The organism is Streptomyces kronopolitis (assembly GCF_014646275.1).
Taxonomy (GTDB): Bacteria; Actinomycetota; Actinomycetes; order Streptomycetales; family Streptomycetaceae; genus Streptomyces; species Streptomyces kronopolitis.
In genome coordinates, this window is the sequence record NZ_BMND01000045.1 from 1 (window position 1) to 25,424 (window position 25,424).

The following is a 25,424-nucleotide window of genomic DNA, read 5'->3' on the forward strand; positions in this document are numbered from 1 at the left end:
CCGGACCTTTTCTCCTCCCCTCAACGGGAGGGGGCGGGCCGGAGGGGCCTGGTGTGTGGACGTAAAGCGAAGCAGTCCACACACCAGGCCCCGGAGGACCGTCACCGCACCCGACAGCCCCGCGCAGCGGACCCCGCCCGCCGCAGGCGCAACGGCGAGAACCCCGCACGGCGGGAAAGACAAAAACGTGGGAAGAACGTCAAGCGCAGCGAATCGTTCGGGCCTCCGCCGCCGACACCCTCGCCGCCTCCAGCACCCGCAGTGCGGCCGCCGCCTCCCGGGCTGTCACCGGCGGCTGCCCGCCGGTCCGCAGGGCCTGTTCGATCGCGGCGTAGTACGCGGGGTAGTCGCCGGGCAGTGTCGGTACGCGTTCGCCGCCGCCGGTCTGCGGGGAGGTCCCGGCGCCGAGGTGGCCCCAGTGGGACTCCGGCTCCACGCCCCATTCCGTGCCGTCGGCGCCGGGGCGGAGGCCCTCGCGCAGGGCGGCCTCCTGGGGGTCCAGGCCGTGCTTCACGAAGCCCGCCCGGCTGCCCAGGATCCGGAAGCGCGGGCCGAGCAGGGCGGCGGTGGCGCTCATCCACAGGTGGGAGCGGACGCCGCTGGCATGCGTGAGGGCGAGGAAGGTGTCGTCGTCGGCCTCCGCGCCGGGGCGGCGGACGTCGGACTCGGCGTAGACGGAGACGACCGGGCCGAAGAGGGTCAGCGCCTGGTCGGCGAGGTGGCTGCCGAGGTCGTACAGCAGGCCGCCGATCTCGGCCGGGTCACCGGACTCCCGCCAGCCGCCCTTGGGCCGCGGGCGCCAGCGCTCGAAGCGCGACTCGAAGCGCTGGACGTCGCCGAGCGCGCCCTCCTCGACGAGCTTGCGGACGGTGCGGAAGTCGTTGTCCCAGCGGCGGTTCTGGAAGACGGACAGCAGCAGTCCGCGGTCCTCGGCGAGCGCGGCCAGCTGCTCGGCCTCGGCGGCGGTGGCGGCCAGCGGCTTGTCGACGACCACCGGCAGGCCGGCCTCCAACGCGGCGGTGGCGAGCGGCACATGCGTCTTGTTCGGCGTGGCGATCACGAGCAGATCGAGGTCGTCGGCGGCCGCCAGCACCGCCTCGGCGGTCTCGGCCGTACGGACCTGCGGATGCTCGGCGCGGGCCTGCGCCTGCCGCTCCGGGCTCGCGGTCGAGACGACGTCCAGCCGCAGGCCCGCGGTCGCCGCGATCAGCGGGGCGTGGAAGACCGACCCGGCCAGGCCGTAGCCGAGGAGGCCGACCCGGAGCGGACGGTCCTGGGCCGCGCCGCCGCCGCTCCCCTCGCCCCTCTCGCGCCGGTCGCCCATGGCACTCATCGCATTCATGGCACTCATGGAATCCACTTAAGCAACGCTGTTGCCAAAGTGCAAGCGATGCGGACAATGGGGGAGTGAGCAGCAACGATCTCCCCTCCGTCGCCCTCGCCGCCTTCGCGGGCAGTCCGGGCGCCAATCTCCCCGCACTGCGCGGCCACAACGCCGCCCTGGTGCTCGGGCTGCTGCGCACGGCCGGCGAGGACGGGGTCAGCCGGCCGGAGCTGGCCGCGCACACCGGCCTGACCCCGCAGGCCGTCAGCAAGATCACCGCCCGGCTGCGGGCCGAGGGCCTGGCCGCGGAGGCGGGCCGCCGCGCCTCCACGGGCGGCAAGCCCGCCACCGCGCTGCGGCTGGTCCCCGGCGCCCGGCACGCCATCGGCCTGCACCTGGACCGCGATGAACTCACCACCGTCCGCACCGATCTGGCCGGCGAGGCGGTCGCCGTACGCCGGGCCCCGCTGGCCTTCGAGGCGGGCGCCGAGCAGCTGCTCGCCACCGCCGCACGGGAGGTCGCGGCGCTGCGTGCCGAGTCCGACGGGACCCCCGTCCTGGGCGTCGGGGCGGCCTGCCCCGGGCCGCTGGACCACGCCACCGGGGTGCTGCACCGGGTCACCGGTTCCCCCCACTGGGACGGCTTCCCGCTGCGTGACGCGCTCGCCGACCGCCTCGGCCTGCCCGTCGTCCTCGACAAGGACACCAACGCGGCGGCGCTCGGCCTGGCCCGGGACCTGCCGCCGGGCGCCGGCTCGTTCGGCTACCTCCACCTGGGCACCGGCCTGGGCGCCGGACTCGTCCTGGGCGGCGGCCTCTACCGCGGCCCGCGCACCGGCGCCGGCGAATTCGGCCACCAGACGATCCAGTGGGACGGCCCGCGCTGCGGCTGCGGCCGGTGCGGCTGCATCGAGGCGCTGTGCCTGGCGGCGGTGGCCCGCGACGACCTGCCGGGCGCGGCCCGCGCCCTGGGCGTGGGCGCCGCCAACCTCGTCGAACTCCTCGACATCGACCGGGTCCTGCTCGGCGGCCGCACCGTACTGGCCCACCCCGCACCGTTCCTCGACGGCGTGACCGAGGCCCTGGCCGACCGCGCCCGCACCCGCGGCGGGAGCACGGCCCGGGCGGCCATCCCGGTGGTCCTCGCCCGGGGCGGCCCCCGCACGGTCGCGGACGGCGCGGCCGAACTGGTCCTGGCGCCGCTCTTCGGGGCGGTGCCGGCTCCCCGCACGACCTAGACGAGCGGCCCTCCCCTCCTACGCCGGCGCGCCACCGGCCTCCTTCTCCTCCTCGCGCGGCGCCAGCCACTCCTGCAACTCGATCAGATTCCCCTCCGGGTCCTCCAGATACGCGACCCGCATCCGCTCACCCATCGGGCCCGGACCCCTGGTGAACTCCGCCCCTCGTGAGGTGAGCCGGGCGTGGGCGGCGTTCAGGTCGTCCACCCGCAGCACCACCAGCGCGCGGTACCCCTCCGGCGCCGCCCCCAACCGGCCCAGCACACCGGCCATCTGCGCCCGGTCCTGCAACGCGATCGCGGCGTGCCCGGTGTCGGGGCTGAGCTTGGCGTACGGGCCGCGCTCGGCCTCGAACTGCGGGGTGAGCCCGAGCACGTCCCGGTAGAAGCGGTAGACGGCCGGGAAGTCGGACACCATCAGGCGTATCTGGGTGAGTTCCATACCGACCTTTCTAGCCCGGCTCCGGCTCTCCCCGCCCTTGGTGCGAGGATCACCGCGTGGAATTCCCGTACGGCCAGGATCCTGGCGCACCCGTCCGGTCCGGCATCCCCGAGCACGGACGCATTCCCAAGTACTACGCGGCCAAGGTCGACCTCGCCGCGCTGCTGGAGGAGTTGGGCGAGGGCGGGGTGCTGCCCACCGAGCGCGAGCTGGCGCAGCGTTTCGAGGTCTCCCGCGAGACGCTGCGGCAGGCGCTGCGGGAGCTGATCCTGGAGGGGCGGCTGCGGCGGGCGGGGCGCGGCACGGTCGTCGCGGGCCCCAAGATGGCCCAGCCGCTGTCCCTGGCGAGCTACACCGAGGGCGTACGCGACCAGGGCCGCGAGCCCGGCCGCCACCTCGTCTCCCTCGACCGCTTCCGCTGCCCGCCCGCGCTCGCCGCCGACCTGGGCCTGGCGGAGGGCGACGCCGTATGGCACATGGAACGGGTGCTGCTCGCCGACGACGAACGGGTCGGCCTGGAGAGCACCTACGTCGCGGTCGAACGAGTCCCTGACCTGGCCACCGACTTCCCCCCGGACTCCTCCTTCTACGCCTACCTCCGCCGCCACCTCGGCATCGACTTCGGCGACGCCGACGAACGCCTGGAAACCGTCCTCGCCACCCCCCGCGAGGCCCTCCTGATCGGCACCCCCGGCGCCCTGCCCATGCTGCTGATCCACCGCCTCTCCCGCGACACCGCCGGCCGCCCCCTGGAACGCGTCCGCTCCCTCTACCGAGGCGACCGCTTCTCCTTCACGACCCATCTGGGGGGAGGCGGGGCGGGGGGCTAGGCCCGGCGCGCGGGAGCGCCCGCCGGGGACCGTTCTCCTTCCGTCGTCCGCGGTGGTCAGGGGACGGCGTCACGATGCGGCGCCCGAGCGTCTGCCGTGGGCCGCTGCCCGGGGAGGCGGCGCTCGCGCGGGCGGTCCATCTCGCGCCATTCCGGCCGCAGCCCGGCCGCGTTCGTGGTGAGGAAGTAGGCGGCGCCGCCGGCCAGCAGCACCGGGACGAGCCCGAAGCCGGCCACCGCCGCTCCGGCGATCAGTCCGCCGAGCGGAATACCGGCCCAGGCGAGCGAATCCCCCAGTGCGTTGACCCGGCCGAGCAGCCGCGGCGGTATCCGTTCGTAGGAGACCGCCCCCAGCACCGGGTTGAGGAATCCCGCCCCGAACCCGCCGATGGCGAACACGGTGAGTACCGCCCCCATCGGGGCGTGGCCGGCGAGGATCAGGAACTTCGGCGCCCCGGCGAGCAGGAACCCGGTGAAGAACACCGCGCGGCGCCGCAGTCTGTGCGCGGCCGCCGCGGCCACCAGGCTCCCGGCGATCGCGGCAACTCCCCCCACACTGCCGGTCAGGCCGATCGCGGCCGCCCCGCCGCCGGACGTGCGGGCCCACACGGGCACGAGCACCGAGCTGAACGCCGCGTCGAGGAGGTTGGTGATCCCGAACATGACGATGACGGTCAGGAGCAGCGGTTCGCCGCGCAGGAACTGGAAGCCTTCGCCGAGGCGCTTCCAGTAGCCCGACTCCGTGGTGCGCTCGGACGACGGGGCGTTCCCGGCCGCCCGTCCCATGCCGCGCGGCAGGGTCAGCAGCATGATCACCGGGCCGAGCAGGAAGCATCCCGCGTTGACGGCGAGCCCCGCCAGCGGTCCCAGCAGTGCCACCAGCACACCGCCCGCGGCGGGCCCCACGGTGGCGGCGAGCCGCTCGGTCACGCCGGCCAGCCCGGTGGCCCGCTCCAGCGGCACGCGGCTGCGGTCGGCCGCCTCCGGCACCATGACCTCCTTCGCCAGGTCCCCGGGGCCGCGGGCGGCACCGATCAGGGCGACCAGGGGCAGCAGCAGCGGCAGGGAGAGCAGATCCAGCGCGTGCAGCAGCGGGACGGTGCCGGCGGCGGTCGCGCTGACCAGGTCGGTGGACCAGGAGACGACCCGTGCCCCGGCCCGGTCCACCAGCGGTCCGGTGAGGGCCTTGACCAGGACGTAAGGCGCCATCTCGCAGAAGGCCACCAGGCCGGTCCGGGTGGGGCTGCCGGTGGTGGCGAGCACGAACCAGGGCAGTGCGATGGCCGAGACGCGGGTCCCGGTCAACGACACCGCCATCGCCGCGAGCAAGCCGCCCAGCGCCCGCAGGCTCCGCCCGCCGGATAAGCCGTCGCCGGCCGGAACGGCCCTCGTCACGACCCCTCCGTTCCCGGCCCTGCCCCCGGGCCGGTCGAGTCCGCCGGTGCGGACGAAGCATCGGGCTCGGGCAGGAGATGGGTGATCACGGAGATGCGCTCGGCGCCCTCGGGAGCCGTGGCGATGCCCTCCGGGGTGTCCCGCCGGTACCGGGCGACGACCGCCCGCAATTCCTCCTGCAGGTCCGAGGCCTCCCCGGGAGTGAGGCGCAGGGGCCAGTCACTCATGTCGAAGGTGTCCCGCCATGCGCGGGGCATGGTCTGCAGTTCGTTGAGCGCCCGTTGGACGCGCAGGGTGTAAGTGGCGGCGACGGACTGCAGATAGGCCAGCGCGGCCTCCGGCTCCCGCTCCGCCAGCTCCGGGTCGTCGAACCAGGTGGACTGGTGCACCGCGCGCCACCAGCGCTCCCGCGCGTTGCCGCGCTCCGCGTCCTCCACGACGAATCCCGCCGCGCCCAGCTGGCGCAAGTGGTAGCTGGCCGTGCCGGAGTTGACGCCCAGCCGCTCGGCGAGCCGGGTGGCGGTGGACGGGCCGTGCTTGCGCAGCAGGCCGACCAACTGCAGACGCACCGGGTGCGCCAGGGCCCGCAGCCCCTTCGCGTCCAGGACGGCCTCGCTCGCCCCGGCGCCCGGGCCGTGGGGCCTCTCGCTCGATTCAGTCATGCCGCGCACAGTAGACCGCAAACACTTCTTCGCAAAGGTTTCTTCGCGAAGAAGTGTTGGTGGTTCCGCTTGTGCGCCTCGTGACCCTTTGGGGTGCCCGGCGGGCGGGCAAGTTGGTCACGAGAGGATAACGGGTCTAGGCCAAGCTTGCCGTCCTGTTCACCGGCGCGTCGCCGACGGGTCCCCGGGGGTCCACCCGGCGCGGCGAGCGTCTGGGGCATGCGAGTCATAGTTGTCGGAGCCGGGGTGCTGGGGACCATGCATGCCTGGCAGGCGGTCGAGCGGGGTCATGAGGTCCTGCACATCGAGCGGGAGGCCGAGGCGCGTGGAGCCTCGGTCCGGAACTTCGGGCAGATCTGGGTCAGCGGGCGGGCCGGGGGCGAGGAGCTGGCGACCGCGCTGCGCGCCCGTGAGCTGTGGGAGGGGATCGGGGCCCGGGTGCCCGGGCTGGAGTTCCGGGCCATCGGGTCGCTGACCGTCGTCAAGAACGCCGCCGAGCGGGCGGTCGCCGAGGCCGCCACCCGCCGCCCGGACGCCTCCGCCCGCGGCTACCGGCTGCTGGACGCCGGCCAGGCCCGGGAGATCAACCCCGCCCTGCGCGGCACCTTCGACGGGGCCCTGTGGTGCGAGCGGGATGCGGCCGTGGAACCGCGGGCCGCCCAACGTGCCCTGAAGGAAGAGCTGTTGAGGTCAGGGCGGTACACCTACCTCGGCGGCCGGGAGGTCCGTGCGGTGGTGGGGGAGCGGGCGGTGCGGGACGATCACGGCGAGACCCACCGCGGCGACGCCGTGATCCTGTGCACCGGCGCCTGGCTCGGCGGGCTGGTCCGGGAGCTGCTCCCCGAGCTGCCGGTGCGCCGGGTGCGGCTCCAGATGATGCAGACCGACCCGCTCGGCGAACCGCTGACCACCTCCGTCGCCGACGCCGACAGCTTCCGCTACTACCCGGCCTACCGCGGTGACGCCCTGGACGCGCTCAACGCCGGCCAGGCCCAGACGCCGACCGCCGCCGCGCACAAGATGCAGCTGCTGATGGTCCAGCGCGCCGACGGCGGGCTGACCATCGGCGACACCCACGAGTACGAGGCGCCGTTCGCCTTCGACACCGTCGAGGAGCCCTACGAGCACCTGACCGGCGTCGTCGAGTCGATTCTCGGCCGTCCGCTGCCCCGTATCCGCCGCCGCTGGGCCGGGGTCTACGCACAGTGCACCGACACCGGCCGCGTGGTGCACCGCCAGCAGGCCCGCGACGGCGTCTGGCTGGTCACCGGGCCCGGTGGCCGCGGCATGACCTGTTCCCCGGCAATCGCCGAGACCACCGCGAACGAACTGGGATGGTGAGCCCGTTGACGCACCCCGACCGCACCCCGGACCCCGACGACATCCAGCTGGTCGTCCTCGACATGGCCGGCACCACCGTGGCCGACGGCGGCCTGGTCGAGCAGGCCTTCGACGCCGCCGCCCGCAGCCTGGGGGTGGAGCCGGGCAGCGCCGACCACGCAAGGCACCTCGCCTACGTCCGGGCCACCATGGGCGAGTCCAAGATCTCCGTCTTCCGCCATCTCTTCGGCGACGAGGCGGCCGCCCGGCGGGCCAACGCCGCCTTCGAGGCGGCCTACGGCGAACTGGTCGACGGTGGCCGGATCGCGCCGGTCGCCGGAGCCCGCGAGGCGATCGAGGCACTGCGGGCGGCCGGCCGCACCGTGGTGCTGTCCACCGGCTTCGCCCGCACCACCCAGGACGCCCTGCTCGCCGCCCTCGGCTGGCAGGACCTGGCCGACCTGACGCTCTGCCCGGCCGACGCGGGCGGCCGCGGCCGCCCCTACCCCGACATGGTCCTCACCGCGCTGCTGCGCACCCGCGCCACCGACTCCGTGCGGCGGATCGCGGTGGCCGGCGACACCTCGTACGACATGCTCTCCGGGCGGCGGGCCGGCGCCGGGATCGTCGCCGGGGTGCTCACCGGGGCGCACGACCGCACGCAGCTGGAGTCCGCCGGCGCCACCCACGTCCTCGGCTCCGTCGCCGAACTGCCCGCGCTGCTGGGAGTGGTGTGAGATGCCCGCCCCCGCTGCCCCGGCCGCACCCGCCCGGAACCCGGCCCCCGCCGCACCGGGCCCCGCGTCGGGCATCCGCTTCGACGGCGTCAGCGTCAGCTACGGCCGGCACGGCGAGCACACCGTCCTGGACGCCCTCGATCTGACCGTCGCCCCGGGCGAGGTGCTGGCCCTGCTCGGCCCGTCCGGCTCCGGGAAGACCACCGCGCTGCGGACGGTCGCCGGATTCGTCCAGCCGTCCGCCGGGCGGGTGCTGATCGGCGACCGCGACGTGACCGGGCTGCCGCCCCACAGGCGCGGCATCGGCATGGTCGTCCAGCAGTACGCGCTGTTCCCGCACATGAAGGTCGCCGACAACGTCGCCTTCGGCCTCCGGGCGCGGAAGACCCCGCGCGCCGAGATCCCCGGCCGGGTCGCCGAGGCGCTGGAGATGACGGGCATGGCCGCGTACGCCGGGCGGCACCCCCGGGAGCTGTCCGGCGGCCAGCAGCAGCGGGTCGCCCTCGCCCGGGCGCTCGCCATCCGCCCCGGCGTCCTGCTGCTGGACGAGCCGCTGTCCGCGCTCGACGCCCAGCTGCGCTCCGGCATGCTCGCCGAACTCGCCCGGCTGCACCGCGAACTGCCCGGCGTCTCGATCCTCTACGTCACCCACGACCAGATCGAGGCGCTGACCCTGGCCGACCGGATCGCCGTCCTGGACCGCGCCCGGCTGCGCGACTGCGGCACCCCGCAGGACCTCTACCGGCGCCCGCGCACCGAGTTCACCGCCTCGTTCGTCGGCACCGCCAATCTGCTGCCGGTGACGGTGCGCGCGGACCGCGACGGCGTCGACTTCGCCGGGCGGCGGCTGGCGGTGCCGGTCGGCGACGGCACGGCCGGGGGCGCCGCCGCCACCCTCTGCGTGCGCCCGCACCTCGTCGGACTCGGCGCGCGCCCGCCCGGCGGCGGCCCCGCCAACACCCTGCGCGGCACGGTCACCGAGGTGCAGTGGCGCGGCTCGACGCACCGGCTGTACGTGGCGGTCGACGGCCACCGCGTCCTGGCCGATCCGCGCGAACTGCGCACGACACCGGCGCTGGGCGAGGAGATCGCACTGCACTTCGCCCCCGAGGACGCGGTCCTCATCCCGGCGGGGCTCACGGAGGACGGTGCGGGTCATGCCTAGGACGGAAGCAGCAGAAGTGGTGGGAGCAGCGGGAGGGACGGGAGTGGTGGCCGCCGGCGCGGAGACGCCGGCCGCGGCGAGCCCCCGCCGCCCCCGCCCCCGCCGCGTGGCCGCCGCCCTGTGGAGCCTCCCCCCGATCGCCGCCCTCGCCCTGGTCTTCCTCTACCCGCTGGCCCTGGTGGTGTGGCAGTCCGTCAGCCCCGAGGACGGCGGCCACTCCACCGCCCCGTACACCGCGGTCTTCGCCGAGGCGTCCTTCCGCGAGGCGCTGACGAACACGGTGCTCCTCGCGGCCGGGGCCACCGCCGGCGCGCTCCTCCTCGGCCTCGCGCTCTCCCTCGTCATCGCCTTCGTCCCGTTCCCCGGCGGCCGGGCGCTCAGCCGGTTCATCGACCTCTTCCTGGCCTTCCCCTCGTTCCTCATCACGCTGGCGCTGCTGTTCCTCTACGGCTCCGCCGGCCTGGCCAACGGCCTGTGGACGGACGTGACGGGCGCCGCTCACGGGCCGCTCGACTTCCTCCACACCCCCTGGGGCGTGCTGCTGGCCGAGGTCACCTACTTCACCCCGTTCGTGATGCGCCCGCTGCTCGCCGCCTTCTCCCAGGTGGAGACCGGCCAACTGGAGGCCGCCGCCTCGCTGGGTGCCCGCCCCTGGCGGATCGTGCGGACGGTGATCCTGCCGGAGGCGCTGCCCTCGCTGGCGGCTGGCGGCGCACTCGTCCTGGTCCTGTGCCTCAACGAATTCGGCATCGTGCTCTTCACCGGCGCCAAGGACGTCGTCACGCTCCCGATGCTCGTCTACACCAAGGCACTTCTCGACGGCGACTACACCGGAGCCTGCGTCGTCGCCGTCGTCAACATCACGCTGTCCGTGACGCTCTACGCCCTCTACCGGACGGTGATGTCCCGTACGGGCGGCGGTCCGGCCTTCCGCACCGGAGGTGCGCACCGTGCTGGTGCCTAGCAAGTCCGCCCGCCGGGCCGTCCACCTGCTCTTCCTCGTCCTCGTCGTTCCCGTCTTCGCGCTGCCGCTCCTGGTGATCGTCGCCGCGTCCTTCGCGACGGACTGGAGCGGAGTCCTGCCCTCCGGCGCGACCCTGGCGCACTACCGGGACATCGCGCACGGCGAGGCGCTCGACGCCCTGCTCACCAGCCTGGCGACCGCGCTGGCGGCCAGCCTCGGCGCGCTCACCGCCGGCACCTGGGCGGCCCTGGCCGCCGAGAAGTGCGGCCGCCGCACCCGGCGGATCATCGACGCCCTGTTCCTGCTGCCGGTCGCCGTGCCCTCCGTGGTCGTCGGCCTCTCCCTCCTCGTGGCCTTCTCCCGGCCCCCGCTGCTGCTCAACGGCACCCCGCAGATCGTGATCCTCGCCCACACCGTGCTGGTCACCGCCTTCGCCTACCAGTCCGTGACCGCTGCGCTGAGCCGCCTCGACCCGGCGTACGAACAGAGCGCGGCCGGCCTCGGCGCCCGCCCCGCCTACGTCCTGTGGCGGGTCAAGCTCCCCCTGCTCCTGCCGTCCCTCACCGCGGCCGCCGGCCTGTGCTTCGCCCTGTCCATGGGCGAGCTGAGCGCCACGATGATGATCTATCCGCCGGACTGGCTGCCGCTGCCGGTGCAGATCTTCGCCGCCACCGACCGCGGCTCCCTCTTCACCGGTGCCGCCCTCGCCGTCGCCCTGATGGCCGCCACCCTCCTCGTCCTCCTCGGTGTCTCCCGCATCCGCACCAAGGCCTCCTACCGCTGACCCTCCCGAATCCCCTTGCGCTTACCAGGAGTTACCTCGCCATGTCACTGCCCGGCATCCGCCCCGTCCGCAAGCCGCTCGCCGCCTGCTGCGGCGCCCTCACCCTCGCCGCCTCGCTCACCGCATGCGGCGGCGCCTCCACCGCCGACCCGCACGCCAAGGAGATCACCGTCTACAGCGCGGACGGCCTCAAGAGCGAGCAGGGCGACGGCTTCTACGACAAGGTCTTCCAGGACTTCGAGAAGAAGACCGGCATCAAGGTCAACTACGTCGAGTCCGGCTCCGGCGCGGCCGTCCAGCGCCTGGCCCGCGAACGCGCCAACACCAAGGCCGATGTCGTCGTCACCCTCCCGCCGTTCATCCAGCAGGCCGAGGGCAAGGGCCTGCTGGACACCTACCGCCCGAAGGGCGCCGACCACGTCGCGGCCGCCGACAAGGACCCGGCCGGCAAGTGGACCTCGGTCGTCAACAACTACTTCTGCTTCATCTACAACAAGAAGCAGCTGCCGAAGGCCCCCGCCACCTGGCAGGACCTGCTGGACCCGAAGTTCAAGGACAAGCTCCAGTACTCCACGCCCGGTGTCGCCGGCGACGGCACCGCCGTGCTCATCAAGGCCCTGCACGACTTCGGCGGCCGGCGCCCGGCCATGGACTTCCTCAAGAAGCTCCAGGCCAACAACGTCGGCCCGTCCTCCTCCACCGGCCAGCTCGCCCCCAAGACGGACAAGGGCGAACTCCTCGTCGCCAACGGCGATGTCCAGATGAACTACGCCAACCAGAAGTCGATGCCGAACCAGGGCATCTTCTTCCCCGCCGCCAAGCCCGGTGCCAAGCCCGCCACCTTCGCCCTCCCGTACGCCGCCGGCGTGGTCAAGAACGCCCCGCACCGCGCCAACGCCCGCGCGTTCCTCGACTACCTGCTGTCCCCCGAGGTCCAGCAGCAGGTCTCCGCCGTCGGCGGCGGCTTCGCCTCCCGTACGGACATCAAGCCCACCGACCCCCACGCCACCCAGCTCGCCGCGCTCATGAAGAACGTCGAGATCTTCCACCCGGACTGGAACGACATCGACAAGAACCTCCAGAGCTACCTGGAGGACTGGCGCACGGCCACCGGGAGCTGACCCGCCCGGCAGGGGCGCGGCCCGCGCCCCTGCCGGACGCCGTCGAAGATCCCCGGCCATCGCCGGGTCGGGGGCGCGAGGGGCTGACTTAGGCTGGGTGTGTCGGTCGTACGTACGCCCCGGGTGCGCTCGCGGTGTGCGGGGGAGGCGGCCGGCGCCCTGGTCCTCACGTACGGCAGGAGTCCGGCAGTGGCAGAGCGCAAGCCGATCGAGTCATGGCTCACCGACATGGACGGCGTCCTGATGCACGAGGGCGTGCCGGTCCCCGGGGCGGACGCCTTCATCAAGCGGCTGCGTGAATCGGGCAAACCCTTTCTTGTGCTGACGAACAACTCCATCTACACCCCGCGCGATCTCCACGCCCGGCTGAGCCGCATCGGGCTGGACGTGCCCTGGGAATCCATCTGGACCTCCGCGCTGGCCACCGCCCAGTTCCTCGACGACCAGCGGCCCGGCGGCACCGCGTACGTCATCGGGGAGGCGGGCCTGACCACCGCCCTGCACGACATCGGCTACGTCCTGACCGATCACTCCCCGGACTACGTCGTCCTCGGCGAGACCCGCACCTACAGCTTCGAGGCCCTGACGAAGGCGATCCGGCTGATCAACGACGGCGCCCGGTTCATCGCGACCAACCCCGACGAGACCGGCCCCTCGCCGCAGGGCGCGCTGCCCGCGACCGGGTCGGTGGCCGCGCTGATCACCAAGGCGACGGGCGTCGACCCGTACTTCGTCGGCAAGCCCAACCCGCTGATGATGCGGCACGGCCTCAACGTCATCGGCGCCCACTCCGAGACCTCCGCGATGATCGGCGACCGGATGGACACCGATGTGCTGGCCGGGCTGGAGGCGGGGATGGAGACCTTCCTGGTGCTGACCGGGCTGACCCGCCCCGAGGAGGTCGAGCGGCACCCGTTCCGCCCCTCCCGCGTGGTGGACTCGATCGCGGACCTCATCGACCTGGTCTGACGCCGTCCGGCCGCCGCCCGCCACGACCGGGCCGGCGGCCGCCGGCGTCCCCCCACCCGAACGGCGCAGCAACGGACCGCCCCGGATGCGGGCGGGCTCGCCCGGGCGGACCTTCGGAGGTATCGGAGGTTCACCATGCGCTCACGGCTCCTCGCGCTCTGTGCCGCGGTCGCGGCGTGCGCGGTGATGACGGCGCCCGCCAGTGGTGTGGGCGCGCACGGCACCGGTGACGGGGGCGGTACCGGCGACGGGAGCGGTGCCGGTATCCGTACCGGCACCGGCGGGGACCGCGTCGCCTCGGCCCCGCACATCCCGGGCACCGCCCCGTATTTCCCTGCCACCGCCCCGTACGTCCCGCGCACCGCTCCGTACGTCCCCGGGCGCGCGGCTCCCCGGCGGGCCGCCGGGTGTCATGCCGTATGGGGCGCCGCCTGCCCGGCGCCCGCCGCCGCGGTACCGCCCGTGCGAAAGGCCGCGCTGCCGGCCGCCGCCGGTGGGGTTTCCCCCGCCGGCTCCCGGCCCACCGCCGACGCCGGGTCGCGCCACGAGCTGAGCAGCACCTCGGCCGTCGGCCTGGTGCTGGCCGGCGGCGCTGTCCTCGTCATCGCGGGGCAGCTGCTCCGGCTCCGGCTGCGGCTGCGCCGCACCCGACGGGGCGGGGCCGATGAGCGCTGACGAGGACGGGGGGACGGGCGCCGCCGGAGTGGCCGCCCCGTCCGGCGCCCGCGGCGCGGAGGTGGCCGACAGGCCCGCGGCCGCCCGGAGAGCCGCGCGGGCCACGAGCCGGACCTCGGTCCCGTATGGCCCCCCGGGAACGCTGAAACCCCTGAGACTGCCCGCCACCGGCCCCGGGATCGATACGGCCATCGGCACGGCCATCGGTACGCCCGGCGAGCCGCCCGCGGCGGGACGCACGGCCACGACCACGACCACGGCCACGGTCGCGACCACGGCCATGGTCACGACCGGGACCGGGCCCGCGACTTCGGCCACGCCCGCGACTTCGGCCACGGCGACAAGCGCGGACGCGGGCATGCCGCCGCCACATACTGGCGCCACGCCACACATGACCAAGGGGAACGCCCCCCTCCACCCGCATCGCACGGGCCAACTGCTCGCGGGGGTGGCGTGGACGGTGCTGCTGCTGGGGCTCTGGTTGTGGGGGCGTGATCTGGCGGACGGGGTGGCCGCGCAGCTCGCCACCACGGGTGACGTGGCCGCGGTCGGCCGCCCGTCGGGGCGTCAGGGGCCCGCGCATGCGCACGCCCCGGTGCCGGGCTCGGCGGCCACGGACCCCATGGGGATCACCATCGAGGCGCTCGGTGTACGGGCGGCCGGCATCGCCGCACAGGACCTCGACGGGAACGAGCTGCCGGCCCCGCCCCCGCCCGCCTCGCCGGACACCGTCAGCTGGTACGCGGGCGGGCCGCAGCCGGGCGAGGCGGGCGCGGCGCTGCTGGTGGGCCGGGCCGGCGGCGACCGCGGCCCCGGTGCCGGACCCCTCGCCGTACGGCGGCTGACCGGGCTCGAACCGGGCCAGCGGGTGGACGTCCGGCGCGCCGACGGCAGCACCGTGCGCTTCACCGTCGAGGACGTCCAGCTCTACGACCGCGACCGCTTCGATGCCCGCAGGGTCTACGCCCCGCACGAGGCAGGCCGTTCGGAACTGCGGCTGATCGTCGAGGACGGCGCCGGCGGCGGTGCCGCTGCGGGGCGTGGCGGCGGCCCGGCGAAGGTGGTCGTGGTCGCGGCGTATCTGACGTCCTTCCAGGCGGGGAACGCGGGCGCGGGTCCCGCATCATGACGGGCGCGCCCCGTCAAGTCCCTTAGCGAGGACGGTGCAGGGCTCGTCCACAGGCCGACCCGGCCGGGGGGCCGTGTGCCACGATGGGGGCGGCCGGTGATCTCCAGCCGGCCGTGTTCCGTGCCCGAGGGGGAGTGGATGGACGGCAATCTGCGGCGGACGGCCGGGGCCGGGCCGCCGACGGGCCGCTCCGGTGCCGGCCGGCGGCGTCTGGCGCATCCCGGTGCGGCAGCGGCGGGAGCGATGGCGGTGCTGCTGCTCGCGGGCTGTTCCTCCGACGGTGCCAAGGACGACGGCCTGCCGCCCGAGCCGGGCCAACGCCCGAAGTCCGTCACGCCGTTCTGGGTCAACCCGGACAGCAAGGCGGCCCGTCAGATGTCCGCGTACCGCAAGGACGACAACGCCGCGGACGCCCGCCTGGCCAACAAGATCGCGTCGCAGCCGGTCGCCGAGTGGATAGGCGTCGACGACCCGCGAGGCGAGGCCCGCGGCTTCACCGAGGCGGCCGCCAAGGCCGGCCGTGAGGCGCTGCTGGTCCTCTACAACATCCCGCACCGCGACTGCGGCAGCTACTCCCAGGGCGGCGCCGCCGACGGCAACGCCTACCGGGCGTGGCTGGACGGAGTGCTGGGGGGCATCGGCGACCGCCCCACCACCGTCATCCTGGAGCCCGACGCGCTGCCGCACATCGCCGACAAATGCACCCCGCAGAAGTTCCAGGAGGAGCGGTACGCCCTGCTGACGGAGGCGGTCGGCAAGCTCAAGTCGCTGCCGCACACCAAGGTCTATCTGGACGCCGGCAATCCGCACTGGATCAAGGACCCGGGCCGGATGGTCGAGCCCCTCAAGCGGGCCGGCATCGACCGGGCCGACGGCTTCGCGCTGAACATCTCCAACTACCAGACCACCGCGGAGAACACGAAGTACGGCAAGCAGCTGTCCGCCATGGTCGGCGGCAAGCGCTTCGTCATCGACACCAGCCGCAACGGCAACGGCCCGGCGCCCGGCGGCGACGACCCGGAGAACTGGTGCAACCCCCCGGGGCGCGCCCTGGGCACCCCGCCGACGGCCAAGACCGCCGACCCGCTGATCGCCGACTACCTGTGGATCAAGCGCCCGGGCGAGTCGGACGGCACCTGCAAGGGCGGCCCGAAGGCGGGCGCCTGGTGGCCCTCGTACGCACTGGGACTGGCCCGCGGCGCGAAGTAGCGCACACGGGGCAATGGGGCAAGAGGCAACGGGCAGGGGACGGGGCGGGTTGCCGCCCGGCGCCCCCACCCGAGCCCCCGTCCCCGCGCCCCGGGACCGCACAGGGCAGATGCGCGGGCTACCCCTGCGCCACCGGCACCTTCACCCACACCGCCTTCGACGGGGTTCCGTGGCCGTCGACCGCGTTCAGCATGTACCACCCGGGCGGCACCAGGGACGAGTCCTTGGGCAGGGTGACCCGTACCCCGTTCCCGTCCGGGGTCGCCTTGAAGTCCACCGCGATCGAGCGCTGTTCGACGTTGGTGACATGGGTGAAGGACCCGGGGCGCATCAGCCGCATCTTCTTGATGGCGGAGGCGTGCGGGGCGCCGAAGGTCGCGCTGCCGCCGAGCGGGACCGTCGTGGGGCCGCGGTCCGTCAGCTCGGGGCGGGAGCCGCGGTAGAGGTAGGGCGGGGTGTAGAGGTCGATCTGCTGCTGGAAGACGCCCGGCTTGGTGTTGTCCTTGTCGGCGTAGAGGGAGTCCGAGCCGAAGGTCATCACCCGGCCGTCGGGCAGCAGCAGCGCGCCGGAGTGGTAGTTGCGGCCCACCAGCGGGTCGGCCACCTGCCGGGCCGAGTTGCGCGCCGGGTCGTACAGCTCCGCCTTGAGGACGTTGGAGTCGCTGCGCCCGCGGTAGTCACCGGAGCCGTTGGTGGTCAGCACCGTGTCGTCCGGCATGATCACGCTGCTCGGGTAGCGGGCCTTCGCGTACAGCGGCGGCCCGTCCTTGAAGCGCGGCGAGGGGGAGTGCAGATCCACGATCCGGGTCTTGTCGGTGGACCTCGGGTCCTCGCCGACGCCGCCCCCGCCCAGCACCATGTACCGCTGCTGCTGGGCCGGCGGCAGCAGCACCGACATCGACGTCTCCAGGATGTTCGGGTCGCTCATCCCGGGCACCAGCTGGAACTTGTTGGACTTCAGGTCCCAGATGCCGGGCTTGCGGCCGACGTTGTCCGGGCCGTAGCCGGCGTTGGAGCCGGTGTAGAAGATCCGGCCCTTGTCGGTGAGGAAGAGCGCCGGGTAGGTCGGGAAGAAGCGCCGCTTGGGCAGATAGCGCCACTTCTTCGTCTTCGGGTCGTAGACCTCCTGCTTGCCGGGGACGACCTGCCCGATCTCGTCGAGGCCGGAGACCGAGAGCACCTTGCCGTCCTGGAGGGACGTCAGCGTGGGGTACCAGCGGGCCTCGTTCATCGGGCTGACCGGGATGTACCGCTCGGCCACCGGGTCGAACTCGAAGGAGTCCTTGATCCCCTGGAAGTCCTTCTTGTCGAAGGACAACTTCTGCGCGATGCCGTAGAAGTTGCGGGCGTCCGCGCCGGTCAGGCCGTGGATGCGGTAGTTGTCCTGGGAGCCGGTGGAGTGGCTGCGGCCGTCCTTGAGCGCCTCGACATAGACCCGGGCCTCACTGTGCACGACGGTGACCTTGCCGGTCCTCGGGTCGGTCTTCTTCTTCGCCCGCGGCACCACGACCGGGTCCTTGGAGGCGAAGGTCTTGCCGTTCTGCTTGCCCGTGAAGAGCGTGCCGGCCGGGAACGTCTTGGGGCCGTCCGGGTTCTCGTTGTAGACGATCATGAGGCCGCCGGCCTTCTTCACGTCGCCGTTGAGCTTCTCGTAGCGCTGGGTGCCGCCGGCCACCAGGAGCCGGCCGTCCGGGAGCTGGGTGTGCCCGGAGCAGAAGAGGTCCTTGGGCGTGGGGATGTTCTTGAAGGTGTTCTTCTCCGGGTCCCACAGGACCGTGCGGAACGATTTCGCCTTGAAGTTCGCCGCGTTGTTGCCGGAGCCCGCGACCAGCAGCACCTTCCCGGTGTGCAGCAGGGCCGCGTGGATGGTGTTGATGCGGTACTTCTGCGGGACGTTGACGACGTCCCACTTGCCGTTCGCCGCCTTGTACTCCGGCTTGTTGATCTTGTACTGGTGGTACTGCGCCGAGGCGAAGCCGTAGAGGGCCGGCCCGTTCATCCCGGCCAGCGCCACCACCACTGCCGTCGCTATCGCCAATCGGCGGGCGCGACGGCTCGGACGGTACTTCATGTGTGACGTCCCCCAAGGGCGATCTGCATGGTCTGTTCGCTGACGGACGGGGCGGCGGCGCGGTCGGCCGCCCGGTCGGTGCCCGGTCCGTCGGCCCGCTCGCCGGCCCGCTCGTCGGCACGGGCGGCGGCCGCCTCTCCGGCCGCCTCGCCGGTCTCATCGGAGCTGCGGTCACCGTCCCCGGACCGGTCGGCCGACCGCTCCCCGTCCGCCGACCGCTCCCCGTCCTCGCCCCGTTCCCGAGCGCGCTCCGTCCCCTGGTCAGCGGGCCGCCTGGCATGCGCGGCCACCCGCCGCACGCCCCCGGTACCCGCGGTGGCACCGGCACCGGCACCGGCGCCGGCCGGGAGGGCGACCGTGCCCGCGACAACGGTGTCGGCGAGGCCCGTGCGGCCGCTGCCCGCGCTGCCGCCGGTGCTCGCGCCGTCCGCGGTCCCGTCGGCCCCCTTGGCCGGGGCGGCGGCCTGCTTCCGTGCCTCCGTACGCAGGGAATGCCGCCAGGCGGCGATCGGCGCGGCGGTGATCAGCATGGCGAGCACGGCCCAGGTGACCATCGCCGGATGGCTGTGGCCCAGGATGAACGAGGCCACCAGCGAGCCGCCGAAGACGGCCAGGAAGAACAGGTGCACCCGGAAGGTGCCGAACAGGGTGTCCGGGCTGGACGAGTCGCCCTTCGGCGTCACCACGAACTTGCTCTTGCGGCGCAGCACGGCGTCGAACAGCGACCGGGCGTAGATCGGCGCCGACAGCGCGGACATCACCATTCCCGCGACACCGCCGGAGCCCTCCGGCTCGTGCGGCGAGACGTTGTGCCGCCGGTTCCAGATGTACAGCCCGATCTGCAGCGCCGAGGCGTTGCCGTACAGCATCATCCACACGGCCGGATCGATCTCCACGCCCGAGGCGCCGAGCCCCAGGAACAGCGCGCAGCTGAGCGCCGCCAGAATCCAGTTCATGGCGGACATCGGGTAGAAGATGACCATCATCGAGTAGTTGAAGAGCCGGCCCGCGGGCAGGGTGAACGGCGCCTTCCAGAACTGCTTGAGGATCGTCTCGTACGTCCCGCGCGACCAGCGCAGCTGCTGGGTGAAGAAGTCCGTCCAGGCCGTGGGCCCCTCGCCGACCGCGAGCACGTCCGGGGTGTAGACCGAGCGCCACTTCTTCCCGGTCTGCGGATTGCGGTGCCGGTGCATCTCAAAGCCGGTCGCCATGTCCTCGGTGATCGAGTCGTACAGCCCGCCGATCTGCTTGAGCGCGCTGATGCGGACGGCGTTGGACGTGCCGACGAACATCGGCGCGCCGTAGCGGTTGCCGGCCCGCTGGACCAGCGCGTGGAAGAGGAACTGCTGCGACTCGGCAGCCTTGGTGACGAAGGTGTCGTAATTGCCGTACACCTGGGGGCCGATGACGAACCCCACGTCCGGGTCGCGGAAGAAGCCCAGCATCCGCTCCAGGTAGTTGGCCAGCGGTACGTGGTCGGTGTCGACGGAGGCGAAGTAGTCGTAGGCGTCGCCGTGGGCCTGGAGCCAGGCGTTGTAGTTGCCGTGCTTGGTCTTGGCGCGGTGCGGGCCCTTGGGGAGGTTCCACTCCGGGACGCCCTTGCGGGTGAAGTGGTGGACGCCCAGCCGCCGGCAGACCTCCTTGACCTCGGGGTCGTCGCCCTCGTCCAGCAGCCAGATGTGCAGCAGCCCGCGGTGGCGGATCTTGACGGCCGCCTCCAGAGTCTTCGTCACCATGTCCAGCGGCTCCTTGCCGGGCACGAAGGACGTGAGGAAGGCGACGCGGGTGCCGCTCTCGGGTATGACGGGGATGGGGTCGCGGGCGACGAGGGTGGCGTGCGCGTTGGACAGCACGTTCATGCAGCGGAAGAGCTCGATCAGCCCGATCGACACCAGCATGACGACGTCCAGCACGGGCAGGAAGTCGTAGGCGGGGTAGTCGCGTTCGGTCCAGTGCTCCGGCTGCATCAGCCAGATGAGCAGCCCGAACGAGACCAGCGGCGCGGCGCCGAGCAGCAGCGCGGCCCGGATGCGGTGCGGTTCGCCGGAGAGCAGCGAGCGGTAGCGGACGGTGTAGGGCTTGTCCGGGTCGGGCTGGGTGAGCGGTCCGGCCAGCCTGCTGTAGTGCTCGTAGTCGTAGCGCGGCAGCGGCTTGCGGGTCGTCTGCCGCTGACGGCGGTGGCGTGGCATGCGCAGACGTGTCGTGGCGGAGGAGTCGTACGGCTGCTGTGTCCCGGCGCCCTCAGGCGGCGATGTCATGGATCCATCCCCCCGCGCGCAACGTCGGCTGCGCGCCCGTCTGCTGATGGCCCGGTACCGCGGTCGCGGTCGGTCCGGACGCTCTGAATGTCGGCAACCTGCACCGTCAGACGGTGACGACCCACTTCCGGTTGCGTGTGCAACACCTCCGCGATCCTGCCAAGCGGAGAGTTCCCCGTGTTCACATCACGCCACCCGGCGTACCCCACTGTTCCAACGTCACAGAACCCGGCCGCTTTTCTGCCGGGTGACCTGCTCAGGTTCCCTAACTGAAGTCCTGATGGCAAGAGTCACTCAAGAATATGCGCACAGAATGCGCAATACTGGGCGCGATGTGACGCAGGGCACAGCAATTGGTCCGGGGCTGCGGCTAATTCTCCTGCTGTCGAGGGAAATCGGGGCAATGGCCGGGCCTCGTCCCACTCTTGGTCCGGAACGCCTCCGGTGGCCGCGGAGAGATACCCCGTACCCGTAATGTCCGTGCCGCCGACCTACCGTCAGCCGTCGAGAATAGCGTCCCGTCGGGGGTTTTCCTCGGTGCCGCGGCGGACCGCGCGGATGCCACCGTGCAGCGAAAGAACCGCCTGGTCAGGGGAGTTGGGGCACTCCGGACGCGGCAGGCGGCGGTCGTCGGCGGAATTCACCGGCAAAGCGGGCGACGGGCGGATCCATGGCGGGTTCGGCCTGTTTGGCGCCTTGGGTGAAGTTACCCTTGCGTAGAGCTATTTGGCTGAAGGTATGGGCTGATTGCAGGGGAATCCCTCCACTCTCGGCAGGTTGTCGCGGGGGCGGATTGGGAGAAGAGCCCGGGTGTCCAATACGTGGACACCCGGCACGGGGATTTCGGCGGCCGCCGCGAGCGCGCGGTCACCGCGCCGGCACGGGAAGGTCTGCCCTCGGCTCCGGCCGGTGCGGGGAAGATCGCTAAAGCCGCGCGCCGGGCCGAGGCGGGAGCCCGCGAAAGGGAAAGCGCGACCCCGACCGCCGAACCCGTGCGCGATCAGCTAATTACTGTTTGTGACGGAGCAAATTTCCGCACGCGGCCTTCCCAACGGTGCGAAGGGGATGCCGCCCGGCTCTGGGGCACGACGTGCCAGGGAGAGGTCCGGGCCGTCGGCGCTGCCACCGACGACCGGCCACCGACGACCGGCGGCCGGCGGGACGGCGCGATGATCACCCACGCCGTTCGACGTCCGGGCCCGTGAGCGATCGGGCGCAAGGGAGTGGTGGCCGACGGGTCGCCCGTCCGGCCGAGCACATGACTGAGGCCCCCCGCAGAGCGAGGGGCCTCAGTCGTACGTGCGCCGCCAGGGACTCGAACCCCGGACCCGCTGATTAAGAGTCAGCTGCTCTAACCAACTGAGCTAGCGGCGCGCGCTGACCTGGAGAACTTTACACGAACTCGGAGGGTGCTCCGTACCCCCGACCGCCCTGCTCACGCGCCCGCGCCCTGTGATCCCCGCCACTCACCACGGCCTCCGCCCCGCCCCGCGGGCGGCCGCCTCCTCCACCCCGGCAGAGGCTCGATCCGCCGCCCCCGAGGCCCCGTCCCGCCGCCGCGACCCCCGTCCGTGCCGCACCGCCCGTACCTCGCCGGTGGTCCATCGCGCCGCGGTCAAAAGTCCCGTGATCTCGGGACCTTCGGCCGCTCGTCCGTCCGGATCGCTCTGTGAGGATCGAGAGCGGGGGCAGATGGGCGGTAGATCATCAGTTGCTCCGTCAACATGCGATATCGCCCGATGGTTGAGAGGCTGTGGCGACCGACAGGACGAAAAACCGCACACCCGCGGAGGGGCGCCGGCCATGGCGTCCGTCACTCCTCGGCCACCTGTTGCAACCCCACCCTCCACAGCTACGTCTGCCAGGACGCGCGCCCCGGACCGGGTCCCCGGGACTCGCCCCTCCGTCGGAAAGGTTGATCGTCGTGGTGTCGACAGCCAAGCGCACCCTTGAGATGCAGCTCCTCCTCGGGCCGGACGAAGCTGTTCCGGTGGCCGGCCGGTTCAGCTATCGCAGTGACCGCCCCTACGAGGTCGAGGTTGCCTTCATCAGCCGCGGCCGGACGGTCGCCACCTGGCTGTTCGCCCGTGAGCTGCTGCTGGCGGGGCTGCACGACGAGGCGGGCGAGGGGGACGTACGGGTGTGGACGTTCCGCCGGCCGGGCGAACCGCGCCGGGTGCACATCGAGCTGTCCACCGACGACAGCATCTGCGAGCTGTCGGTGCGGGCGGGTGAGCTGACCGCCTGGCTGGAGCAGACCGCGGCGATCGTCCCGCCCGGCCACGAGGGCCGCTACCTCGACCTGGACACCCACCTGGCCCGGCTGTTCGCGGGGAAGTGCTGATGGGGGACACGACGATCACGACCGGGCCCCCGACCGGGGCCGGGTCCATGGGGGTGACTGTGAACGGGACCGCGACTCCGCAGGCGGGAGCGGCCGAGTCCGCCGACTGCGCCATACCCGCCGCGCGGCAGGCCGCGCCACCGGGCCGGTACCAGGGCTGCGCCACCGGCGCGGCGGGCGGCGGCGGCGGCGAGGAGACCGCCGGCGACCCCGCCGCGGCCCCCGCGCACGACCCCCGCGCCCACGGCTTCCTGCCCGAGCGGCCCCCGGTCCGCTCCATGATCGGCACCTGGACCCGGCTGGACGCCACGGCCCGGGCGGCCGCGACCGCACCCGACCGGGAAGCGGCCGTCGCCCTGGTGGAACGGGCCCGCCGGGCGGGAGAGTTGGCCGCTCTGCGGCAGCGCGTCTCCCGGCTCTCGCTGCGGAACGCGGAGGCCGCCGCGATGCGGATCGCGGTGATCGCGGTGTCCTGCGGCTGGTGCGGACTCGACCCGCAGGCGCCCGCCGCACGGGAGGTCGCCGACGAGGCCTTCCTCGACCTGTGGGCGGCCATCGCGCACCGCATCGACCACGACCAGTTCGTCGCGCTGCCCACCCTCGCGCTCCACAACTGGGCCCCCGAACGCAAACCGCGCCGCCACATCCCCATCGACCAACTGGCCCGCACCGAAGCACTGGTGCCGATCGTCCGCTGGGCCCCCGAGGGGCAGCCGCTCAGCCGGCTGGACCGGCTGATGCTCGCCGCGACCCGGCTGGAGGCCCACGGGATCTGGCTCTTCCGCCTCGCCGAGACCCTCGCGGGCCGCTCGCCCGACGACTCCTCCACCCCGACGGCGCTGCGTCGGCTGGTACGTGTCCAGCACGCCCTGCGCGCCCAGCTCCTCGCCGAGGCGGCGGACCTTGCGGCGGCCCCGGCCACCCCGCAGCAGCGCGCCGTGCTCGGTGCGCTCGCCGAGCAGGGCGCCCTGGAGCCGCCGGTCCTCCAGGCGGCCGACGCGGTGCTGGGCATCGGCGGCCGCCGGATGGGCGACGGCCGGCGCCAGCTCCTGCGGCGCCACCTCCCCGCCCAGCACCGTGCCTGGCTCAGCGCGATGGACCGGCACTGCGCACCCGTACGGACCCTCGCCCACCGCGGTGGGCCGGACGCCGCCGTCTACCGCGAGGCCCAGGAATCCCTGATCGCCCTCCGCCGCACCTACACGGCCCTGGTCCAGGCGGCCGCCCGCCCCGACTCGACCCCGCTCACGGTCGCCGCCTGACCCCGCCGCCCGGCCCCGCCAGGCGGGTGGCGCCGGGTGGCGGCCGGGTGACCAGGCCGCGGCGGCTCCCGGCGCCCCACCGGGCACACCGTCCGCGCCACCACACAGCAGAATGGGCGTTCCCGGAGAACCGGAAACGCCCACTCGATACGTGCGCCGCCAGGGACTCGAACCCCGGACCCGCTGATTAAGAGTCAGCTGCTCTAACCAACTGAGCTAGCGGCGCGCGCTGACGAAAGAAATACTACCTGGTCGAGAGGGGTGCTCCTGACCAATCCCACGGGGGCGAGGAGCGGCCGGGCCCGCCTCTCGGCCGTCCGGGCCGGAGGACCTAGATCGCCAGCGACAGCAGCACCGGCGCGGCCCTGCGGTTGAGCGCGTCCGCGGCCTGGCGCAGCCGGTGGGCGTGCTCCAGCGGCATGGACAGGGCCAGGCAGCCGACCGTCGAACCGGCGGTGATCGGCACGGCGGCGCAGACCGTGCCGACGGCGTACTCCTGGAGGTCGAGCACGGGGACCGTGGGCGGCTGGCTGTCGAGCTTGTGGAACAGCACCTTCTCGTTGGTGATCGTCCGGGAGGTGAGCCGGGCGGTCTTGTGGCGGGAGAGGTGGTCCTTGCGCCCGTCGTGGTCGAGCTGGGCGAGCAGGCACTTGCCGACCGCGCTGGCGTGCGCCGTGCGGTGGAATTCGGCCCACTCGTTGACCTTGGGAGCCAGTGGTCCGTCGGCGTAGTGGAGGATCTTCACCTCGCCGTCGATGTACCGGCTGATGTAGACCGCCGCGCCGACCGAGTCGCGCAGCTGGTCGAGGGTGAGCTGCAGCTTGTCGCGCAGCGCCTGGTTGCGCTCGCTGCCCGAGCCCAGGAGCAGCAGGGACTCGCCGACGGCATACGCGCCGTCGGTGAGCTGCTCGACATAGCCCTCGCGCCGCAGCATCGACAGCATGTGGGCGAGCTGGCCGGGGGACAGGCCGGTCTCGCGGGCGATCTGCGCATCGGTCACACCACCGGCGTGCCGGGAGATCGTTTCGAGTACGCGCAGGGCGTACTGCACCGAGTGGAACGGCGCGGTCGGCTCGGGCTTCAGCGCCACGGTCTCCCCCTAGCAGGTTGGTACCGCTTGCGTCCTCCGCCGCTGGTCGCGGCCGAGGGACGCCCGGCCGCTCCCGACAACGGGGGCTGCCCTCACGATAGCGGCCAACGGCCGTCGGCGGAGGGGGTCTTGACCGAAAAGAAGCGCGCCCGGGATTTCGGTAGGGGGGCGAGCGCCCTTGGCATATGCCAAGGTCACGAGGCCAGCGATCCGGGAGACGCCGGGCCCGAAGGTATCCGGCCACGTCGCGCCGGGAGCGGCCGCGGCCGGCGGAGCGTGCGGAACAGGCCATCGCCCCGGCGCACCCCGGGAGTTGGCGCGCAAGGGTGCCTTCTCGGCCGGTGGCCCGTACGGCCTTTCCGGCCGCCTCCCGGGGGAGCCGGCACCGGGTGGGGTGCCCCGGAACGGACATCCCACCCGAACCCGCCTCCTAAGGC

At 73.1% G+C, this 25,424-nt stretch carries 21 protein-coding genes and 2 tRNA genes; 14 read left to right on the top strand and 9 right to left on the bottom strand.

The window, feature by feature from the left end; genetic code table 11:
* Nucleotides 1-199: 199 nt before the first annotated feature.
* Nucleotides 200-1,324 (bottom strand): Gfo/Idh/MocA family protein, encoded by a 1,125-nt coding sequence (locus tag IEY78_RS30175; protein ID WP_189103745.1) that lies wholly within the window; start codon nucleotides 1,322-1,324, stop codon nucleotides 200-202.
* Nucleotides 1,325-1,407: 83 nt separating this feature from the next.
* Between IEY78_RS30175 and IEY78_RS30180 the strand changes: the two genes are divergently transcribed.
* On the top strand, nucleotides 1,408-2,562 hold the full coding sequence (locus IEY78_RS30180) for an ROK family transcriptional regulator (protein ID WP_189103689.1): 1,155 nt from the start codon (nucleotides 1,408-1,410) through the stop codon (nucleotides 2,560-2,562).
* Nucleotides 2,563-2,580: 18 nt separating this feature from the next.
* Here IEY78_RS30180 and IEY78_RS30185 read toward each other — a convergent pair whose 3' ends face one another.
* Nucleotides 2,581-3,003 carry a VOC family protein gene (locus tag IEY78_RS30185; protein ID WP_189103691.1) on the bottom strand — a complete coding sequence of 141 codons (423 nt, stop codon included), beginning with the start codon at nucleotides 3,001-3,003 and terminating at the stop codon, nucleotides 2,581-2,583.
* A 56-nt stretch (nucleotides 3,004-3,059) separates the two neighbouring features.
* Here IEY78_RS30185 and IEY78_RS30190 point away from each other — a divergent pair, with 56 nt between their 5' ends.
* Entirely contained in the window at nucleotides 3,060-3,833 is a 774-nt protein-coding gene (locus IEY78_RS30190; RefSeq protein ID WP_189103693.1) for a GntR family transcriptional regulator, read from the top strand.
* Nucleotides 3,834-3,889: 56 nt separating this feature from the next.
* Here IEY78_RS30190 and IEY78_RS30195 read toward each other — a convergent pair whose 3' ends face one another.
* Nucleotides 3,890-5,227: an MFS transporter gene (locus IEY78_RS30195; protein WP_229700261.1), complete on the bottom strand. Its 1,338-nt coding sequence runs from the start codon at nucleotides 5,225-5,227 to the stop codon at nucleotides 3,890-3,892.
* Nucleotides 5,224-5,889 carry a helix-turn-helix domain-containing protein gene (locus IEY78_RS30200; RefSeq protein ID WP_189103695.1) on the bottom strand — a complete coding sequence of 222 codons (666 nt, stop codon included), beginning with the start codon at nucleotides 5,887-5,889 and terminating at the stop codon, nucleotides 5,224-5,226. The genes IEY78_RS30195 and IEY78_RS30200 overlap by 4 nt, the downstream gene beginning before the upstream one ends.
* 219 nt (nucleotides 5,890-6,108) lie before the next feature.
* Here IEY78_RS30200 and IEY78_RS30205 point away from each other — a divergent pair, with 219 nt between their 5' ends.
* The 10 genes from IEY78_RS30205 to IEY78_RS30250 all read left to right on the top strand — a co-directional run bounded on the left by IEY78_RS30205 (nucleotide 6,109) and on the right by IEY78_RS30250 (nucleotide 15,962).
* Nucleotides 6,109-7,230, top strand: a complete 1,122-nt coding sequence (locus IEY78_RS30205; RefSeq protein WP_189103697.1) for a TIGR03364 family FAD-dependent oxidoreductase — start codon at nucleotides 6,109-6,111, stop codon at nucleotides 7,228-7,230.
* Nucleotides 7,224-7,946 (top strand): phosphonatase-like hydrolase, encoded by a 723-nt coding sequence (locus IEY78_RS30210; RefSeq protein WP_189103699.1) that lies wholly within the window; start codon nucleotides 7,224-7,226, stop codon nucleotides 7,944-7,946. Before IEY78_RS30205 ends, IEY78_RS30210 begins: the two co-directional genes overlap by 7 nt.
* Before the next feature lies 1 nt (nucleotide 7,947).
* Entirely contained in the window at nucleotides 7,948-9,111 is a 1,164-nt protein-coding gene (locus tag IEY78_RS30215; protein WP_189103701.1) for an ABC transporter ATP-binding protein, read from the top strand.
* A complete protein-coding gene (locus tag IEY78_RS30220) occupies nucleotides 9,104-10,075 on the top strand; it encodes a 2-aminoethylphosphonate ABC transporter permease subunit (RefSeq protein WP_189103703.1) in 972 nt (323 codons plus the stop codon). The genes IEY78_RS30215 and IEY78_RS30220 overlap by 8 nt, the downstream gene beginning before the upstream one ends.
* Entirely contained in the window at nucleotides 10,062-10,859 is a 798-nt protein-coding gene (locus tag IEY78_RS30225) for an ABC transporter permease (RefSeq protein WP_189103705.1), read from the top strand. The genes IEY78_RS30220 and IEY78_RS30225 overlap by 14 nt, the downstream gene beginning before the upstream one ends.
* Nucleotides 10,860-10,900: 41 nt before the next feature.
* Nucleotides 10,901-11,980: a 2-aminoethylphosphonate ABC transporter substrate-binding protein gene (locus IEY78_RS30230; protein ID WP_189103707.1), complete on the top strand. Its 1,080-nt coding sequence runs from the start codon at nucleotides 10,901-10,903 to the stop codon at nucleotides 11,978-11,980.
* Nucleotides 11,981-12,169: 189 nt separating this feature from the next.
* Entirely contained in the window at nucleotides 12,170-12,949 is a 780-nt protein-coding gene (locus IEY78_RS30235; protein WP_189103709.1) for an HAD-IIA family hydrolase, read from the top strand.
* 135 nt (nucleotides 12,950-13,084) lie between these two features.
* Complete coding sequence (locus IEY78_RS30240) at nucleotides 13,085-13,624, top strand: hypothetical protein (protein WP_189103710.1); 540 nt, start codon at nucleotides 13,085-13,087, stop codon at nucleotides 13,622-13,624.
* 391 nt (nucleotides 13,625-14,015) lie between these two features.
* Entirely contained in the window at nucleotides 14,016-14,753 is a 738-nt protein-coding gene (locus tag IEY78_RS30245; protein WP_229700262.1) for a sortase domain-containing protein, read from the top strand.
* Nucleotides 14,754-14,891: 138 nt separating this feature from the next.
* On the top strand, nucleotides 14,892-15,962 hold the full coding sequence (locus IEY78_RS30250; RefSeq protein ID WP_189103712.1) for a glycoside hydrolase family 6 protein: 1,071 nt from the start codon (nucleotides 14,892-14,894) through the stop codon (nucleotides 15,960-15,962).
* A 118-nt stretch (nucleotides 15,963-16,080) separates the two neighbouring features.
* Here IEY78_RS30250 and glxA read toward each other — a convergent pair whose 3' ends face one another.
* The 3 genes from glxA to IEY78_RS30265 form a co-directional block, all read right to left on the bottom strand.
* Nucleotides 16,081-18,033: a radical copper oxidase GlxA gene (gene glxA, locus IEY78_RS30255; RefSeq protein WP_189103714.1), complete on the bottom strand. Its 1,953-nt coding sequence runs from the start codon at nucleotides 18,031-18,033 to the stop codon at nucleotides 16,081-16,083.
* Entirely contained in the window at nucleotides 18,030-20,291 is a 2,262-nt protein-coding gene (locus IEY78_RS30260; protein WP_229700263.1) for a glycosyltransferase family 2 protein, read from the bottom strand. Before IEY78_RS30260 ends, glxA begins: the two co-directional genes overlap by 4 nt.
* 1,300 nt (nucleotides 20,292-21,591) lie before the next feature.
* Nucleotides 21,592-21,665, bottom strand: a tRNA-Lys gene (locus IEY78_RS30265).
* A gap of 553 nt (nucleotides 21,666-22,218) precedes the next feature.
* On the opposite strand from IEY78_RS30265, the gene IEY78_RS30270 reads away from it, so the two are divergent.
* Together IEY78_RS30270 and IEY78_RS30275 are read left to right on the top strand one after the other, a co-directional pair.
* Nucleotides 22,219-22,635: an SsgA family sporulation/cell division regulator gene (locus IEY78_RS30270; RefSeq protein WP_229700264.1), complete on the top strand. Its 417-nt coding sequence runs from the start codon at nucleotides 22,219-22,221 to the stop codon at nucleotides 22,633-22,635.
* A gap of 59 nt (nucleotides 22,636-22,694) precedes the next feature.
* Nucleotides 22,695-23,897 (top strand): hypothetical protein, encoded by a 1,203-nt coding sequence (locus IEY78_RS30275; RefSeq protein ID WP_229700265.1) that lies wholly within the window; start codon nucleotides 22,695-22,697, stop codon nucleotides 23,895-23,897.
* Nucleotides 23,898-24,049: 152 nt separating this feature from the next.
* Here IEY78_RS30275 and IEY78_RS30280 read toward each other — a convergent pair.
* Nucleotides 24,050-24,123, bottom strand: a tRNA-Lys gene (locus IEY78_RS30280).
* Between the two features lie 105 nt (nucleotides 24,124-24,228).
* Entirely contained in the window at nucleotides 24,229-24,987 is a 759-nt protein-coding gene (locus tag IEY78_RS30285) for an IclR family transcriptional regulator (protein WP_189103718.1), read from the bottom strand.
* Nucleotides 24,988-25,424 lie beyond the last annotated feature (437 nt).

Bases quoted from the DNA above. Each gene is read 5' to 3' on its own strand.
- IEY78_RS30175 (WP_189103745.1), bottom strand. From the start codon at position 1,324: ATGGGCGACCGGCGCGAGAGGGGCGAGGGGAGCGGCGGCGGCGCGGCC.
- IEY78_RS30185 (WP_189103691.1), bottom strand. From the start codon at position 3,003: ATGGAACTCACCCAGATACGCCTGATGGTGTCCGACTTCCCGGCCGTC.
- IEY78_RS30200 (WP_189103695.1), bottom strand. From the start codon at position 5,889: ATGACTGAATCGAGCGAGAGGCCCCACGGCCCGGGCGCCGGGGCGAGC.
- IEY78_RS30205 (WP_189103697.1), top strand. From the start codon at position 6,109: ATGCGAGTCATAGTTGTCGGAGCCGGGGTGCTGGGGACCATGCATGCC.
- IEY78_RS30210 (WP_189103699.1), top strand. From the start codon at position 7,224: ATGGTGAGCCCGTTGACGCACCCCGACCGCACCCCGGACCCCGACGAC.
- IEY78_RS30215 (WP_189103701.1), top strand. From the start codon at position 7,948: ATGCCCGCCCCCGCTGCCCCGGCCGCACCCGCCCGGAACCCGGCCCCC.
- IEY78_RS30220 (WP_189103703.1), top strand. From the start codon at position 9,104: ATGCCTAGGACGGAAGCAGCAGAAGTGGTGGGAGCAGCGGGAGGGACG.
- IEY78_RS30230 (WP_189103707.1), top strand. From the start codon at position 10,901: ATGTCACTGCCCGGCATCCGCCCCGTCCGCAAGCCGCTCGCCGCCTGC.
- IEY78_RS30240 (WP_189103710.1), top strand. From the start codon at position 13,085: ATGCGCTCACGGCTCCTCGCGCTCTGTGCCGCGGTCGCGGCGTGCGCG.
- IEY78_RS30245 (WP_229700262.1), top strand. From the start codon at position 14,016: ATGACCAAGGGGAACGCCCCCCTCCACCCGCATCGCACGGGCCAACTG.
- IEY78_RS30250 (WP_189103712.1), top strand. From the start codon at position 14,892: ATGGACGGCAATCTGCGGCGGACGGCCGGGGCCGGGCCGCCGACGGGC.
- glxA (WP_189103714.1), bottom strand. From the start codon at position 18,033: ATGAAGTACCGTCCGAGCCGTCGCGCCCGCCGATTGGCGATAGCGACG.
- IEY78_RS30260 (WP_229700263.1), bottom strand. From the start codon at position 20,291: ATGACATCGCCGCCTGAGGGCGCCGGGACACAGCAGCCGTACGACTCC.